General features: G+C 43.0%; 9 protein-coding genes. All 9 read left to right on the top strand.

Features of this window, described 5'->3' with window-relative positions:
* Positions 1–205: 205 nt before the first annotated feature.
* On the top strand, positions 206–3,421 hold the full coding sequence (locus ATK78_RS16870; RefSeq protein WP_133577320.1) for a SusC/RagA family TonB-linked outer membrane protein: 3,216 nt from the start codon (positions 206–208) through the stop codon (positions 3,419–3,421).
* Between the two features lie 12 nt (positions 3,422–3,433).
* Positions 3,434–5,359 (top strand): RagB/SusD family nutrient uptake outer membrane protein, encoded by a 1,926-nt coding sequence (locus ATK78_RS16865; RefSeq protein ID WP_133577319.1) that lies wholly within the window; start codon positions 3,434–3,436, stop codon positions 5,357–5,359.
* Positions 5,360–5,385: 26 nt separating this feature from the next.
* On the top strand, positions 5,386–6,657 hold the full coding sequence (locus ATK78_RS16860; protein ID WP_133577318.1) for a DUF4959 domain-containing protein: 1,272 nt from the start codon (positions 5,386–5,388) through the stop codon (positions 6,655–6,657).
* A gap of 29 nt (positions 6,658–6,686) precedes the next feature.
* Entirely contained in the window at positions 6,687–7,892 is a 1,206-nt protein-coding gene (locus ATK78_RS16855; RefSeq protein WP_133577317.1) for a DUF4998 domain-containing protein, read from the top strand.
* 75 nt (positions 7,893–7,967) lie between these two features.
* A complete protein-coding gene (locus ATK78_RS16850) occupies positions 7,968–9,380 on the top strand; it encodes an alpha-L-fucosidase (RefSeq protein WP_133577316.1) in 1,413 nt (470 codons plus the stop codon).
* A 279-nt stretch (positions 9,381–9,659) separates the two neighbouring features.
* Positions 9,660–10,274, top strand: a complete 615-nt coding sequence (locus tag ATK78_RS16845; protein ID WP_133577315.1) for an RNA polymerase sigma factor — start codon at positions 9,660–9,662, stop codon at positions 10,272–10,274.
* Between the two features lie 68 nt (positions 10,275–10,342).
* Positions 10,343–11,566, top strand: coding sequence for a FecR family protein (locus tag ATK78_RS16840; protein WP_133577314.1), 1,224 nt, complete (start codon positions 10,343–10,345; stop codon positions 11,564–11,566).
* Between the two features lie 191 nt (positions 11,567–11,757).
* Positions 11,758–15,285: a SusC/RagA family TonB-linked outer membrane protein gene (locus tag ATK78_RS16835; protein ID WP_133577313.1), complete on the top strand. Its 3,528-nt coding sequence runs from the start codon at positions 11,758–11,760 to the stop codon at positions 15,283–15,285.
* 5 nt (positions 15,286–15,290) lie between these two features.
* Positions 15,291–16,760 carry a RagB/SusD family nutrient uptake outer membrane protein gene (locus ATK78_RS16830; RefSeq protein ID WP_133577312.1) on the top strand — a complete coding sequence of 490 codons (1,470 nt, stop codon included), beginning with the start codon at positions 15,291–15,293 and terminating at the stop codon, positions 16,758–16,760.

Raw genomic sequence — 16,760 nt, 5'->3', positions numbered from 1 at the left:
ATAATTACCTGATATTCAAATTATTGTATTTTTTTAAATCATTTTCTTTTTGTTAAATATCGCTAATCTTTAAAACGATTTGTTAAATCGAACAAAACAGCCGGAATATATTTGATTAATGAGATTTCCGGTTTTCGCATTCAGAAAATCGATGTAGGTTAACCCGGAGCATACTCATTACTAAACTAAACCAAAACCAAACTTCATGAAAAAACTTTACAAGAACGGTGTAAGGCGGCTGCCTTACCTGAACCACCATTTAGTTCTTTTACTGATCCTGCTTGGACTTTTTTACAGTGCACCGGCGGCGGCACAGGAAAAAGCCAGCATCAGGATCTCAGGAATTGTAAAAGATACAACGGGCGTTAGTATTCCTGGCGTAAGTGTTGTCCTCTCAGAAAATAAGAAAGTAGGAACGGTGACCGATAGCGAAGGCCGCTTCTCCATCGACGTTCCTGCAAAATCAAGGATCGAATTCACCTCCGTTGGATTTGTAACCCAGAGCATCATTGCAGATCCGCTTAAACTACAGGTTACGGTCGTCATGAAATCAGACGATTCCAGTTTAACCGAGGTTGTGGTTACCGCATTTGGTAAAAAGGAACGGAAGGAAGCCATTGTAGGCTCTGTTACCAGTATCAACCCGCAAAAGCTGAAAATTCCATCCAGTAATCTAACAAATGCACTTGCGGGTCAGATTGCCGGAGTTGTCGCTTATCAGCGCAGCGGGCAACCCGGGCTGGACAATTCTGCATTCTTTATTCGTGGCGTAACTACTTTCGGATATAAACAGGATCCGCTGATCCTTGTGGATAACATTGAGCTTTCCGCAAACGACCTGGCCAGGCTTCAGGTAGATGATATTGCAAGCTTCTCTATATTAAAGGATGCAAGCGCAACCGCATTGTACGGGGCAAGGGGAGCAAACGGGGTAATCCTGGTTACTACCAAAGAAGGGGTGGAAGGAAATGCGAAGATCAATGTGCGTTTTGAAAACTCCATTTCACAAGCCACACAAAATCTGGAAATTGCTGATCCCATTACGTTCATGAAGATGTACAATGAAGCGATTACTACGCGTAACCCGCTTGGCATTCCCGCCTTTACACAGAATGATATTTATAACCGCGAGCAGACCATCGCCAATGCACCGGGAAGCAACAAATATGTTTATCCGGCAGTAGACTGGATGGACGAGCTGTTTAAAAACCGGACCAGCAACCAAAGATTAAACGGAAGTGTGAGTGGTGGCGGTAAAATTGCCCGTTATTACATTGCTACTTCCTATAACCTGGATAATGGGATTTTAAAGGTAAGTCCGATCAACAACTTTAACAATAACGTAAAGATGGAGAATTACCAGCTGCGTTCGAATGTGAACATTAACGTAACCCCAACAACAGAGGTCGTGTTAAGGTTGTCGGGTAACTTTGATGAATACAATGGCCCAATCACAGCAGATGGCTCATTTGCGTCCGACTTATACAGTAAGGCACTGCACACCAGTCCTGTTCTTTTCCCGGCTTCATACCCGTACAATGCTGATCTTGGTATAGATACACACATCCTTTTCGGGAATGCCCCGCTTGGGGGATCAGGAAATACACCCGGCTATTCCAATCCATATGCGGATTTGATGAAAGGTTATAAAACCTTTTCAAGATCAAGGATGTCAGCCCAGCTGGAATTGAACCAGCAACTGGATTTCGTAACCAAAGGGTTAAACTTTAAAGGGATCTTCAATACCAACCGCTATTCTTATTTTGACCTGTCGCGTCAGTATAACCCGTTCTTTTATAATGTTTCTGGTTACGACCGTGTAACCAATACCTATTCCTTAAACTGGATCAATAACCAGCCCGGACAGGCCAATGAATACCTGAACTTTATACCTGGTGCTAAAGACATCGATACCTTTCTCTACCTGCAGGGGGTATTGGATTACAGCAAGCAACTTGGAGACAACCATAACATTGCGGCAACCCTGATCGGTACGCGTCAGCAAAGGCTCTATGCAAACGGTACAGATTTGCAGTCCTCTCTTCCTTTCCGGAACTTAGGTGTATCCGGTCGTACCACCTATTCTTATGGACAGCGTTATTTTCTGGAGTTTAACTTTGGATATAATGGCTCTGAACGTTTTGCAGAAAAGAACCGATTCGGTTTCTTCCCTACAATAGGAGCCTCCTGGATCGTTTCCAGGGAGAAATTCTGGGACGGTGGATTGAGTAAAGTAATTAATAAACTGAAATTTAGGGCCAGTCATGGTCTGGTGGGTAATGATGCCATTGGTGCACAGCGTTTCTTTTATCTTTCCGAAGTAAACCTGGCCGGTGGCAGCCCTGCCTATTTTGGTCAGAATAACAGCATCACAAGACCAGGGGTCAGCATTTCAAATTATGCAAACGATGCGGTAACCTGGGAAACTTCCAGGCAGACCAATCTTGCCGTTGAGCTGACCATTTTAAACAGCGTAAACATTATTGCCGAGGCTTACAAGCAGCACCGGTATGATATATTGATGGCCAGGGCCTCTGTACCTACAACAATGGGTCTGGAGTCTGGTATTAGTGCCAATTTAGGCTCAGCAGATTCAAGAGGATTAGACCTTTCTGCAGATTACAGCAAAACTTTTTCAGGTGGATTCTGGATGTCCGGAAGGGGTAACTTTACGTTCTCCCAAAATAAATATGGCGACTATGAGCAGCCTGCTTATAAAGAACCATGGCGCATCTTGTCCGGACAGAAAATAGGGGTTAGATGGGGATACATTGCAGAGCGCCTTTTTGTGGATGATGCTGAGGCAGCTTCCTCTCCGAGCCAGTTATTTGGATCGGGCGCAATTGCACCTAAAGGCGGCGACATCAAATACCGCGATATGAACAACGACGGTAAGATCAGTGAAGCAGATCAGGTATTTCTTGGCTTGCCATCAACACCGGAAATTGTCTACGGTATGGGCTTATCAATGGGCCATAAAAACTTTGACCTTTCATTATTCTTCCAGGGTGTAGGCCGTACCTCATTCTTTATTGATCCATCCCAGGTTAGTCCTTTCTTAAACAACAGACAGGTATTGCAGGCTTTTGCAAACAGCCACTGGACAGAAGAGAACCAGGATCTGTATGCCAAATATCCAAGGTTGGGTATTTCTACAACAGACTTGAACAATAACCTGCAAACCAGTTCATGGTGGATGAGGGACGGTGCGTTTATCCGCCTTAAATCAATTGAATTGGGGTATACGATACCTAAGAACGCGGCGAAGAAAATGTTTCTGGCCAACTGCAGGATCTATGTGAGCGGACTAAACCCGTTAACCTGGAGCCGTTTTAAAGACTGGGATCCTGAATTATCATCTAATGGATTCAGTTACCCGCTGCAGAAAGTTTATAACATCGGTATCAATGTTAACCTTTAACCAATCTTAAACATGAAATTCTCAATCAAAATATTTATAGGCATCGTGGGATTGATGGGGCTTTTTACATCCTGTAAAAAATACCTGGATGTAACCCCGGATAACGTAGCCACCATTGATTACGCATTTAGAAACCGCAATGAAGCGGAAAATTACCTCTTTACCTGCTACTCCACACTTCAGCGGATGAACTCGGCAATCAGTGACCCTGCATTTACGGCCTCCGGAGAAGTTTTTTTTCCAAACACACTGACAGAACCTACACTGGGCAGCCGTGAAGCTGAACAAGGCTTTCACCTGATCAGGGGTACACAAACAACCGACCGCCCGGCATTAAACTACTGGGATGGGGAGCAAATGGGCCAACCCTTGTTCCTGGCCATCAGAAGGTGTAATATATTCCTGGAGAATATTGATAAACCCAAAGACCTGCCGCAGTTTGAAAAGAACAGGTGGATAGCAGAAGTAAAATTCTTAAAAGCCTACTATCATTATTACCTGCTTAGAATGTACGGGCCAATTCCATTGATCAAAGATAACTTATCCATTGATGCCGGTACAGAGCAGGTTCGGGTAAAGCGCGAACCCGTAGATGCCGCATTTGATTACATCGTAAGCCTTCTCGATGAAGCTACACCCAACTTGCCGACAATCATCCAGGATCCTGCACAGAGCCTCGGCCGCATTACCCAGCTGATTGCCCTTTCGGTAAAAGCAGAGGTACTCACTACACAAGCCAGCCCTTTCTTTAATGGAAACACAGACTATGCCGGCTTTAAAGATAAAGATGGAGTAAATCTTTTTCCAACAGCATACAGCAGTGAAAAATGGTTAAAAGCAATGCAGGCCTGCGAAATAGCCGTAAAAGCATGCGAAACCAATAACCACACCCTTTATAAATTTATTGCTCCGGGTAATTTGCCAACCCTTCCTGCGGAGTTAAAAACAGTAATGGACATCAGGCAGAGCATCACCGAGAACTGGGAAGTAAACCCGGAAGTGATCTGGGCACTCAACTCTACATTTGATTACCAAAGCATGTCTATGCCAAGGTTAACCAGTGCCATGGTTCAAAACATGGGCGGAGCCCCTGGAAATTTTGCTGTACCCATCGTGATGGCAGAATTGTTCTATTCAAAAAATGGGGTGCCGATCAATGAAGACCGTACCTATGATTACAGAGGCCGTTATGGCGTTGAAACGGTACCTGCTGAAGAGAAATATCATTTGAAACAAGGGTACCAGACCATTAAGATGCACATGGGGCGGGAGCCGCGTTTTTATGCCGACCTTGCATTTGATGGCAGTAACTATTTCGGAAATGGACAAACCACTCCTGAAAATATGCTCTTCGTTCAGGCCAGGGGAGGAACCTCAATTGCAGGTCCAAAGGATAACATCAGGGTAAACGTTTCTGGTTACTGGCCTCAAAAGCTGGTTAAATACCAGTCTGTTTTTGGTGTTGAAGTAACCCAGGCCGCTTTTCGTATGCCGCTGATCCGCCTGTCAGGACTTTACCTGATGTATGCAGAAACCTTAAATGAAGTGAACGGACCTACAGCAGACGCTTATCGGTATATTGACCTGGTGCGTGCAAGAGCCGGACTTAAAGGTGTACAGGAATCATGGACTGCATCTTCTTCCAATCCGGGTAAGGTGAATTCGAAAGAAGGCCTTAGACAGATCATCCAGCAGGAAAGAAGAATCGAACTTTGTTTTGAAGGCCGTATTGGATGGGATTTAAGACGCTGGAAAATCATGCAGCAGGTACTTAGCACACCTTTACAAGGCTGGAGTATCCAGGAAACTTCACCAGAAGGTTATTATAGACAAAGAACCATGGTTGTTCCGGTATTCGGACTAAAAGATTATTTATGGCCGATCAAGTATGACGACCTGATCATCAATCCAAATCTTGTTCAAAACCCTTATTGGTAAATTATTAATCTTAAAAGATTTAAATCATGATATCGAAAATATATAATCCCAAAAATAGCCTGACCGATCATATCCTGTTCATGCTTAGCATTGCCCTGGTACTTTGCCTGTTCTCCTGCAAAGAAACTGAAGGATTCAATGATGTGGTTACCAGTGATAAATCAAAACCCGCAGCGATAACTTCGGTTAAGGTAGAGAACTATTCGGGAGGCGCAGTGATCACCTATTCACTGCCAAAAACAGAAAACTTGTTGTATGTGCTTGCTGAATACAGAATTAATGACCTGGTAGTCAGACAGTCGAAATCTTCCTACTATACAGATACCATTCGTGTAGAAGGATTTGAAAAGAGTGCAGAGTATGAGGTTACGTTATATGCCGTTTCCCGTGCCGATGTTAAATCTGACGCCGTACTGGTTAAAGTACACCCGGAAACTCCCGCATACCTGCTTTCATTTCCTACCATATTGATGCAGCGGGATTTTGGCGGCGTAAATTTAACCGCAAAAAACCCGAATAAGCAAGCGATAGGGATCATTGTAATTACGACCGACAAAACCAGCGGAAGAATGCTTCCGGTAGAGCAGTATTATACAAAAGCCGAAGACATCAATTTTAGCGTCCGTGGTTTTGATACCCTTTCCCGTGATTTTGGAGTTTATATCACAGACAGGTGGGGCAATATCTCCGATACGTTAATCCAGAAGATTAGTCCCATTTATGAAATCCTGGTTCCAAAAGATAAGTTCTCCGAATACCGTTTGGGAACTGACTCCCCGCTCGGTGCTACCGGATTGGGTTGGAACACCACCAGGCTCTGGGATAATATCACTGTAGATCCAGGTTGGCATACAGAAGCAGGACAAGGGAAACCCTTACAGATCACAACTTTTAGCATGGGCACAATGGTAAAGCTAAGCCGCTATAAGATTTGGGAGCGCGGAGAAGCCTACGGTAATGACTACTCTTATGGTCATGGTAATCCAAAAGCATGGACGCTTTGGGGATCCGCTGCAACTGCCCCGCAGGATGTTGAACTCCCGGTAACTTCGCTTCCAGGTGCCGTTGTTGGCGACTGGGTAAACCTCGGGAACTTCGACTGTCCGCCGCCGCCATCAGGAAATGTGCCCGGACAAACTACTCCACTTGATCTTGCCGCTGTAAAAGCCGGGTTCGAGTTTAATATTTCACTGGATGCGCCAAGGGTCAGGTACATCAGGCTGGCTGTAAAAAGTACCTGGGGTAATGCAGATTTTGCGCACGTAACGGAACTATCCTTCTGGGGAAATACCAATTAACCGCTTTTTGAAACTTAAATAACTCGAAGATGAAATTCAATATATATCTGATCGGCGCCTGTGCAGCAATGCTGCTGCTGATCAACAGTTGCAGTAAAGATGCAACGGAGTATCAGGATTACCTGAATGGTAAAGAAAAAATATACCCGGGTTTGCCAAAAGGTATCACCGCATCGGCAGGTAATTACCGGGTAAAACTTAGCTGGACACCAAGTCCGGATCCTACCGTAAAAAAATACAGGATCTTTTGGAACAATGGGGCAGACTCCCTGGAAGTAGCTGCAGGAACCAATGTAAACACACCTGTGTCTGTAATCATCAGCCGCCTTGTAGAATATAATTATTCATTTACCGTATACTCGTATGATGAAAGCGGTAATCGCTCCATACCGGTTAACATCAACAACATCAAGATCTACGGGGACAGCTATAAATCCAGCTTAACCAACAGGTTCCTGGATGTATCAAATCCGTACGAACTGGATGGAAATGACATCAAGCTAAACTTCCTGGCTCCGGATACCATCAATACCGGTACCCTGGTCAAGTATACGCATGCCGATGGAACCGTTAAATCGGTGACGCTGGATCCTGATCAGACCGAAATTACCCTGAGTAACTATAAGTCCGGAACAAAGATCTATTACCAGTCGGCCTATGTTCCGGTAAGAGCTGCAATAGATACCTTCTATACCCATGGCTTTGATTCATTGACGAACATTATGGTTCCTTTGGACAAAAGACTATTTGCTGAAATAAAACTCGCAAATGATGTGGGTACCTATGGAAGTAACACCGGGGTTAAAAATCTTTGGAATGGCAATACTTCGCCAACCGGATATCCGGATATATTCCATAGTGATGCCAATACGGCCTTACCGCACCATTTTACATTTGATCTGGGTAAAGTATATTCCAATATGGCACAATTTGAGATCATTGGCAGGGATTGCTGTAATAACCCTACAAAATTCGAAATATGGGGCATTGCAGACTTAACCGGAGCCGTAACCGGATCTCCGTCTAACTCTCCGGGCTGGACAGCAGAATCACTGGGCAGGGGATGGAAACTCCTTAAGGAGGTTTCACGTTCTGACGATGGCTCAGCTCCGTTTAAGGTAGCTTTTGCAGATGGCCTGCCACCAGTGAGGTACATACGGATCCGTGTTTTAGAAGTTGCCTCCGGCGATTCTCATTACAGTAACATCAGTGAAGTAACTTTTTGGAACAAATAAATAAAAGATCAGCTGCCGGGCTCATTTGGTTTTGGCAGCTGATTTATATACCTTAATAAACAATTAACACACAATATGAAAATTACCTTTAACATCTTAATGGCCGTTTTAATTGGCCTCACAATCCTGTCTCCGCGTGTAATGGCCCAGGAAAGACCCGGCGCATTACCCCTTAGCCAGCTTCAGCAGCAATTTGTTGATCTTGGGTTTGGTATGTTCATCCATTACAATATCCCTACTTATATGGAAGACGACTGGGCTGACCCTGATGCCTCTCCGGATATCTTTAATCCTAAAAAACTCAATACCGATCAGTGGGCAATTGCAGCCAAATCTGCAAATATGAGTTATGGCTGTCTGACAACCAAACATCACAGTGGTTTTGCAATCTGGGATACTAAGACTACCCCCTACAATGTAATGAACAGTCCTTTAAAACGGGATGTGGTTAAAGAATATGTAGCATCTTTCCGTAAGCAGGGCTTAAAGGTAATGTTGTATTATTCCATTCTGGATACCCATCATAAGCTAAGACCAGGGCACATTACACCGGCCCACATTAAAATGGTTAAAGAGCAGCTAACGGAATTGTTAACAAACTATGGAGAAATAGCAGCATTGGTTATTGATGGATGGGATGCACCATGGTCAAGGATCTCCTATGATGATGTTCCATTTGAAGAGGTGTATAACCTGATCAAATCCATACAGCCCAACTGCCTGGTAATGGATCTGAATGCAGCAAAATATCCTTCAGAAGCTTTATTCTATACAGATATTAAATCTTATGAGCAGGGTGCAGGTCAGCATATTTCTAAAGAAAACAACCGTCTTCCGGCTTTAGCATGTTTGCCGCTTCAGGAAAACTGGTTCTGGAAACCATCTTTCCCTACTAAGGACGTTAAATCTCCGGAAAAGATGGTAAACGAAAATGCGGTTCCATACAACCAGATCTACTGTAACTTTATCTTAAATGTGGCACCAAACCGTGACGGGCTGATTGATGACAATGCATTAACCGCACTTAAAGAAATTGGTAAATTATACAAACCACAAGCTTCATTGCCAAAGTTCCCAAAAGCGGATGCACCGATTATTTCTTCAAACCTTGCAAAGGGACATGCTGCCAATTCAAGCTGGAGCTATGACATGTCGATCATGGATTTTGCAACAGACGATGATTTTGGAAGCAGCTGGTACTCACATCCAAGTGTGAAAAATCCTTGGTTTGAGGTTGAACTGGGTAAAGAAACCGCATTCAATATGGTGGTGATCTCTAAACAGAGACAAGACCCGTCAACATATACACTGGAATATTTTGCGAACAACAAATGGCATCCATTGATGCCAGGTCAGCAGTCTTCCAGACAAAAAATAAATATCCATCGGTTTAGCCGGGTATGGGGCGATAAAGTAAGGATCAAATTTATTGATCCAGCAAGATCACCTTCCATCGCTGAACTTGGCGTTTACAACGAAAGGAACTAATACGGTTAGATTGGTTAAATGGTTGACCCCTGTGGAGAAGAAAGGCTAATTTCTAATCCACGGGGTTTTTTAATTATAGCACACTCAGCAGAAAATATATTCAGGTTTAACAGCAGCGGAATATTTTGATTACCTGATTATCGGATGATTCCAAATATTGTACAATAATTTTAAGCAGATGGCCAATTAAATGTGCCGATATTGAACATCTGTTAAATTTAATCCCTAAATTTTAACTATTTTTGAGTATAAAATTAATCAAGGGGTAAGTATAGTAGAATGGAAAGTAAAGTGGTAGATGCGCTCAATGAAGAACATTTGCTTCTTCAGCAGGCTTCTTTAGGAAATAGGACTGCCTTTACCAGTCTCTATACCTTCTATCTTCCAAAATTATACAAATACGTTTATCCATTTGCCAGCTTTTGTAAAGAAGATACAGAAGAGCTGCTGCATGACATATTCATGAAAATATGGGAACGTAAAGAAGAACTCCCTAAAATAAAATCATTTAACAGCTATTTATACCGAATGGCAAAGAATAAGCTGGTTAACCTTCATGAACATAAAAAAGTAAAAGAAAAAGCGTTTAACTATATTATTCATCACAGCGAAGTGAGCGGAAATCATGCAGATGACAATTATATCTATTCGCAATACCGGGAAATTATACACCAGGCAATTGATGCGCTGCCACCAAAAAGAAAGCGCATATTTGAAATGAGTTCCTACGAAGAGCTGTCGCAGGATGAAATTGCTAAAGAATTGAAAATATCCAAGTCGATGGTAAAAAAGCAATTGTACGCAGCAACACGTCACATCAAGGAATACTTACGCATCCATGCCGACCTCACCGCCTTTCTCGCCTTTTGCGTGGCCTCCGGATTATTATATTGAAAATAAATTTTTGATCAGAGGTATCTAATCAAGCTGCGTTCCTGTCATATCCTTAAATAGTGAATGGTATGAACCTACAGGCAGCAAGGGAATTTTTAATATTAATTGCAGATAACAACTATACAAAGGAACAGAAAGATGCATTTACCGCATGGCTGGTTCATGCTCCGGAGGGCGAATACCTCGAAATACTGGACGAATGGGAAAAGATCACAGAACGGAATGCAAACCAGGTAACCATTGATCCGGAACTGGTTCTTCAAATAGAAACAGGACTTAACAAAATAGATCAATCCATGGTTCCGGTACAGGCCATCAATGTACCTTTTCAATCCAAAAGAAAGTTCCTGTTTAATTGGACAGTTAGACAGGTTGTCGGATTTGCTGCGGCCTGTTTAATGGTATGCTCAGCAGCACTGTTGTATTACAACCAGCACCATCAGGCTACACGCCCGATTTCTGCTGTTCATGCAGCAGATGCATTACCCGGTGGGAACAAGGCTGTACTGACCCTGGCAGATGGCTCCAAAATTAACCTGAATGATATCAGTAAGGGCGTTGTCTTTAACCAGTCGGGGATTAAAATTGTAAAAGGGAAAGATGGTCAGTTGATCTATACGGCCACTGCTCAATCTGCTTCAGCATCAGAAACATCATTCAATACCATTGAAACGCCAAATGGCGGACAATACCAGGTGGAACTTCCTGATGGCAGCAGAGTCTGGCTAAATGCCGCTTCATCGCTGCGGTATCCAACCGTTTTTAGGGGTGCCGAGCGGAAAGTAGAACTAACCGGTGAAGGTTATTTCGAGATCGCAAAAGATAAAACAAAACCATTTAAGGTGATCACTGCGCAGCAGTCTGTAGAAGTATTGGGCACCCATTTTAACATCAATAGCTATACCGACGAAGATCATACAAAAACAACCCTGCTGGAAGGAAGCCTGCGTGTCTTGCCTTCAAATGGCAATACAGCATTTATTCTGGATCCGGGACAGCAGGCACAGGTCAATGCCAATACTGCCCTGGTAAAAGAGGTTGATGTAAATGATGCTGCCGGCTGGAAAGATGGATATTTTGTCTTTAATACCGAAAGTATTCCATCGGTTATGCGGAAAATAGCCAGGTGGTATGATATTGAAGTGGTGTACGAAGGGGATATTAAGGATAAGGAACTGGCAGGTTCTGTATCCAGATTTACAAGGGTATCTGAAGTACTCCGGTCTTTAGAGTTAACCGGACTCGTTCATTTTAAAGTAGAGCAGAGAAAGATCACCGTGATCGCAAACTAAAACAGGCATAAATAATTAACCAATCCATTCACCCTAAAACCAAACACTATGATAAAATAGCGACTCACCACACCACAGGATGGCGATGTGAATAAACCGGGAGATGTTCGAACCACCCCCCGGTAAAAAGTCCGGGCCAATCCAAATGAATTTTTGAAGACCATCATTATCAACCCAAACCAAACAAAAATATGAATAAAAATATTCATTGCCGGCCGGCTAATGGGCAAAGGCGGCAGCGTATTAAAAAACAGATCATCATGCGCATAAAAATTACCGTTGTGTTAATGATTGCAGCAATCTTACAAGTAAGTGCCAGTGGATTTGCTCAGAACATCACCCTGTCTGAAAAGAACGCCTCTCTGGAAAAACTCTTTGTTAAGATCAGGAAACAAAGCGGATATACGTTTCTATATAGCCCGCAACTGATTAAAAGGACCAAACCAGTCTCCCTTGAGGTCACCAATGAGTCGCTGATCAATGTGCTTGAAAAATGCTTTAAGGACCAGCCTCTGGCTTATGCGATTAACCAGAATACGGTGGTCATCAGAAATAAAGAGGAACCTGTACAACCGGTAAGTTCCATTTTTAAAGACTTCACCGGAAAGGTTGTAGATGCTAAAGGTTTACCAATTCCCGGTGTAACCGTTAAGGTTAAGGGTAAAACAACTACCCGCATATCCGATACCAATGGTAATTTCACCATTGAAGTAGATGATGATGATATTCTGGTATTTACCTTCATTGGCTTTAAATCCAAAGAAGTTCCTGTAAAGGGATTACAGACCCTTCGGGTGATCCTGGAAGAAGATCAGTCCCAGTTAAAGGACGTAGTGGTAATTGGTTATGGTACACAAAACAAACAGGAAACCACAGCTTCTACATACAGTGTTAAGGGTACACAGCTTCAAAATAAGCCCAGTGCATCTATAGAAGGTCTTTTACAGGGTTTAGTACCCGGATTATTGGTGCAGAACAACTCCGGATTACCCGGTGGCAGAAGCAATGTACAGCTTAGGGGGATTGCTGCATTCTCTAATTCAGCAAATTCAAATGTGGTGAGTACACCCTTATTTATTATAGACGGTGTGCCATTGGAACAGGATGCTTTTAATCCTTCAGATCCCCGTCAGGCCATTACCAGTGTGCTTTCAGGCTTTAGTCCTTTTGACATTGAATCTGTTGACGTACTAAAGGATGCATCGGCAACAGCCATCTATGGTTCAAGAGGTGCGAATGGGGTAATTGTGATCAATACCAAACGTGGTAAAATAGGCAAGCCAATTGTAACCCTGAACTCACAGTATGGACTGACATATTATCCGGAACTCCGTAAAACCTTGGGAGGAAAGGCTGAACGCGATTATAAGATCGCGTTATACAACCAGTATAAAGCCTCAAAATTTGGAGGTGGTTATACAGATATTCCGATTGAACTGTCTGACAGCTTAAACAGTTTCTATAACAATTCTACGGATTGGCAGAAGTTGTATTTTAAGAATGCAGACTTAAAAAATATAAATCTGGGCATCAGCGGTGCGAATGAAAATTCCAGCTACAGGCTTGGTGCTGATTATTATGATGAGAAAGGTATTGTACTCGGATCTGGTTTTAACCGGTACGCACTAACGTATTCCGGTGTATTCAATCCGACCTCTAAACTGACCATTACCGGACGCGCAAACTTAAGCCAGACCGATGCAAGTCAAAGAAGAGGAGATACTTATAATGCTGCAGTAGTTGGAAATAACTTCTCTTCTTCATTCCGTCCCGGACCAGAAAGCGGTTTCTTTGATGCCTACCTGGATTCTTATAATAAAGGGGTGAATGAAGACCTTACCCGAAGGGTATTGGGACAGCTTGAAGCCAGTTATGACATTTTTGAATTTTTAAACATTACGTCGAGGGCATCTGCCAATTACGAATTTTACCGTACCCGCTCCTTTGCTCCTTCAGCAACGAACAGCGACTTTAAGTCCTCAGCATCTTATTATGCAAAGGAAAATGTGAACCTGCTAAGTGAAACCTTCATCCGGTTACACCATACCTTTAATGACAAACATGCGTTTGATTTTACTGCAGGTAATACCATTAATACCAGCGAGAACAACAATATATATGGCGGTGCTTATGGCGGGCCAAGTGATGCACAGCAGGTAATTCAGGGTTATCCGCAATCCAATCTGTCTTTAAATACACACAATGTAAGCTACGGCCTGCTATCTTATTATTCAAGGTTATCGTATAATTACGAGAAGAAATACCTGATTCAGGGTGTGATCCGTGCAGATGGTTCCTCTAAATTTGGTAAGAATAAACAATGGGGCTATTTCCCTTCAGTTTCTGGAGGTTGGGTATTTACAAAAGAAGATTTCTTTAGTAAAAGTGTAGGGTCCTGGTTCTCATTCGGTAAGATCAGGGCCAGTGTAGGTAAGGCCGGTGAGCAGTATCAGGACAATTACCTTGCTTTAGGTGCTTATAATACAGGAACATCCGGAAACAATGCGACGTATAACGGTGTACCTATTCTCTATCCAAATTACGACGGCGGTAATGGTGTACCCTTGCCAGACCTAACCTGGCAAACATCTAAAGAGTACGGTGCAGGTTTGGATCTGGAATTCTTTAGAAGCCGGTTAACGTTAACCCTGGATTATTACAATAAGAATAAGGACGGGTTTTTATTCCCTGATGCGGTAAATAGTACCAGTGGATACTCCCTTCGCTACATCAATAGCGGAGCCGTACGTAACAGCGGTTTTGAAGGAGCCATTACCGGATATATAACCGCTCCTGAAAAAAGCTTTCAGTATTCCGTTACTTTTATTGGCGGGACCAACAAAAATGTGCTGACAAAACTTCCTGATTTTGGACGCAGTATTGCCCGTGGCGGTTATGCCGGTGGTTCTCCTTACCTGGAGATCGGACGCCCGTTAAATGGATTTTATCTGCTGCATTACTTAGGGGTGTATGCCGATGACGCATCCGTTCCGGTAAATAAATATACCGGTAAAAAATTGTACCCTAACGGCAGCGGGTTTACCTCACAAGATCCTTACCGGGCAGGAGATATCCGGTTACAGGATGTGAATGGAAATTATGAGATCGATATTAAAGGTTCTACAGATAAGATCTATGCAGGTGATCCAAACCCTAAATTTACAGGAAGTTTGGCCCACTCATTCAGTTACCGGTTAAAGAATAACTCTTCGTTTCAGCTGGATCTGTTCTTTAACTATTCATTTGGCGGTAAAGTATACAATAAAGTACTTGCAGACCGCTTAAAAGCAGTGAGCTGGACGGCTAGTGAAAATGTAAACTATCCGGGCGGACAACGCAACCTGCTCGATGTTTCTGATCTCGATGTTTGGACACCAACGCATACCAATGCCAAATATCCGGTGTTAAACCCATGGCGCTATTATGCCACTTCCAGCTATGATTTTATCGGTAATTATGATACCAATACTGATCTGTTCTTAGAAAATGGAAGCTTTGTACGGTTAAACAACGTCACTTTTGGCTATGACTTTTCTCCGGTTTTCCTTAAGAAATTAAACGTAAGAAGATTGAGGGTTTATGGAGGCATGAACAATGTGTTCCTGATTTCCAAATATTCAGGTGTCGATCCGGAAAATGTGGATTACTATGGTTATGATCAGGGTAACGGATATCCAATTCCAAACAAATTTAATTTAGGCTTTAACTTTGAATTTTAAGAGAGATGAACACGATATTTAACAGAAAATCTAAACTGATATACATTGCATTGATGTCTTTTGCATTGCTGTTCTCCTGCAAAAAGATACTTGATCCGGATGTAATTGATATTCCTACAGACGGCAACGCGATCACTTCTGCTGCCGATGTAGACAAAGCACTTGCCGGTGCATATTCTTTTTTACGGGAAGTAGTTCCTGATAAGGTATTTTTAATGGGCGATATGAGGGCTGACGTGTTCTCAAGCTACTCACAAGTATCGAATGTAAGGACAGAAACGTTAATTGCAACGAATACTTCCGGTCAGCTTTTAAATAATGCTGGTGGCGACTGGCGTGGGTTCTATCGTACCATTGCACAATGCAACCTGATTTTAGAGAAGATCTCCACGATCTCTGTTTATGATGAGGTAACCAGGAAAAAGCACATTGGCGAAGCCAGCTTTATCCGGGCGTTGAGTTACTTTTACCTGGTACGCTTTTGGGGCGATGTACCTTTGAACTTAAAAAGTGTTGATTTTAGTAACATCCCAAGGTCTCCGCAAGCTGAAGTGTTTAAACAGATCAATGCTGATCTGGATGTAGCCATCGCGAATTTACAAGTCGTTTATAATACAGCTGATAAAGCGGTGAGAGCGACTAAAGGCGCGGCATGGGCCATTAAGGCACATGTAATGGGTTGGACACAGGATTATGCAACCTGCGAGAAATTATGCGATAGTGTGATCACAAGAGGACAATACAGTCTGGTAACCGATACCAATAATCTGATCAGCATTTTCGTTGGTAAATCATCCGAGGGCATCTTTGAACTTAATTTTGATGCCACATTAAAAGAGGTTCAAAAGAACAGGGTTTACAACAGGACGTTAGGCAGACCATGGTACTCTGATGGTTCAGATGGAGGAGGTGGTACAGAAAGATTCTTGCTGAGTCCAACACGTACCAAGCTCAACCAGATGTTTATCCCGGGTACCCGGGATGCCAGAAGGTTTACCTGGTTTGTAAAGGAATATTACATCAATCCAAATATTCCAAACGACCGCATCTACCTGGGTAAATACAGGACACTGCAGGCTAAGGGCGATACCAGTTCTCAAAACATCAACGAATCGAATATTATCATTACCCGCTTGCCTGATATTATGTTGCTTAGGGCAGAAGCATTGGCCAGCCCGGCTGTAGGCAGAACCGCAGAAGCGGTCACCTTACTAAATGCTGTGAGAAGAAGGGCCTATGCATCGCTATACACAGGCGGAGGTAATCTTCAGGATACGATTTTATTAGAGCGTAAAAAGGAACTGATTGGTGAAGGACAGTATTTCTTTGACCTGGTGCGGACCCGCAAACTGGCAACCGATTCAAAAATAACCCAGGCAGACTGGTTCCAGAAAGGGGCGTGGCTGCTCCCGATAGATCAGACCATCATTGCAAAAAGTGATTTTGTAATTACCCAAAATGAATATTGGAGATAA

Source organism: Pedobacter metabolipauper (assembly GCF_004362715.1).
GTDB lineage: Bacteria > Bacteroidota > Bacteroidia > Sphingobacteriales > Sphingobacteriaceae > Pedobacter > Pedobacter metabolipauper.
The sequence above is the reverse complement of the archived record's forward strand: the minus strand, read 5'-3'. Positions and strand labels throughout refer to the sequence as shown.

Coding starts and splice junctions, on each gene's coding strand:
- ATK78_RS16870 (WP_133577320.1), top strand. CDS start 206: ATGAAAAAACTTTACAAGAACGGTGTAAGGCGGCTGCCTTACCTGAAC.
- ATK78_RS16855 (WP_133577317.1), top strand. CDS start 6,687: ATGAAATTCAATATATATCTGATCGGCGCCTGTGCAGCAATGCTGCTG.
- ATK78_RS16835 (WP_133577313.1), top strand. CDS start 11,758: ATGAATAAAAATATTCATTGCCGGCCGGCTAATGGGCAAAGGCGGCAG.
- ATK78_RS16850 (WP_133577316.1), top strand. CDS start 7,968: ATGAAAATTACCTTTAACATCTTAATGGCCGTTTTAATTGGCCTCACA.
- ATK78_RS16860 (WP_133577318.1), top strand. CDS start 5,386: ATGATATCGAAAATATATAATCCCAAAAATAGCCTGACCGATCATATC.
- ATK78_RS16845 (WP_133577315.1), top strand. CDS start 9,660: ATGGAAAGTAAAGTGGTAGATGCGCTCAATGAAGAACATTTGCTTCTT.
- ATK78_RS16830 (WP_133577312.1), top strand. CDS start 15,291: ATGAACACGATATTTAACAGAAAATCTAAACTGATATACATTGCATTG.
- ATK78_RS16865 (WP_133577319.1), top strand. CDS start 3,434: ATGAAATTCTCAATCAAAATATTTATAGGCATCGTGGGATTGATGGGG.
- ATK78_RS16840 (WP_133577314.1), top strand. CDS start 10,343: ATGAACCTACAGGCAGCAAGGGAATTTTTAATATTAATTGCAGATAAC.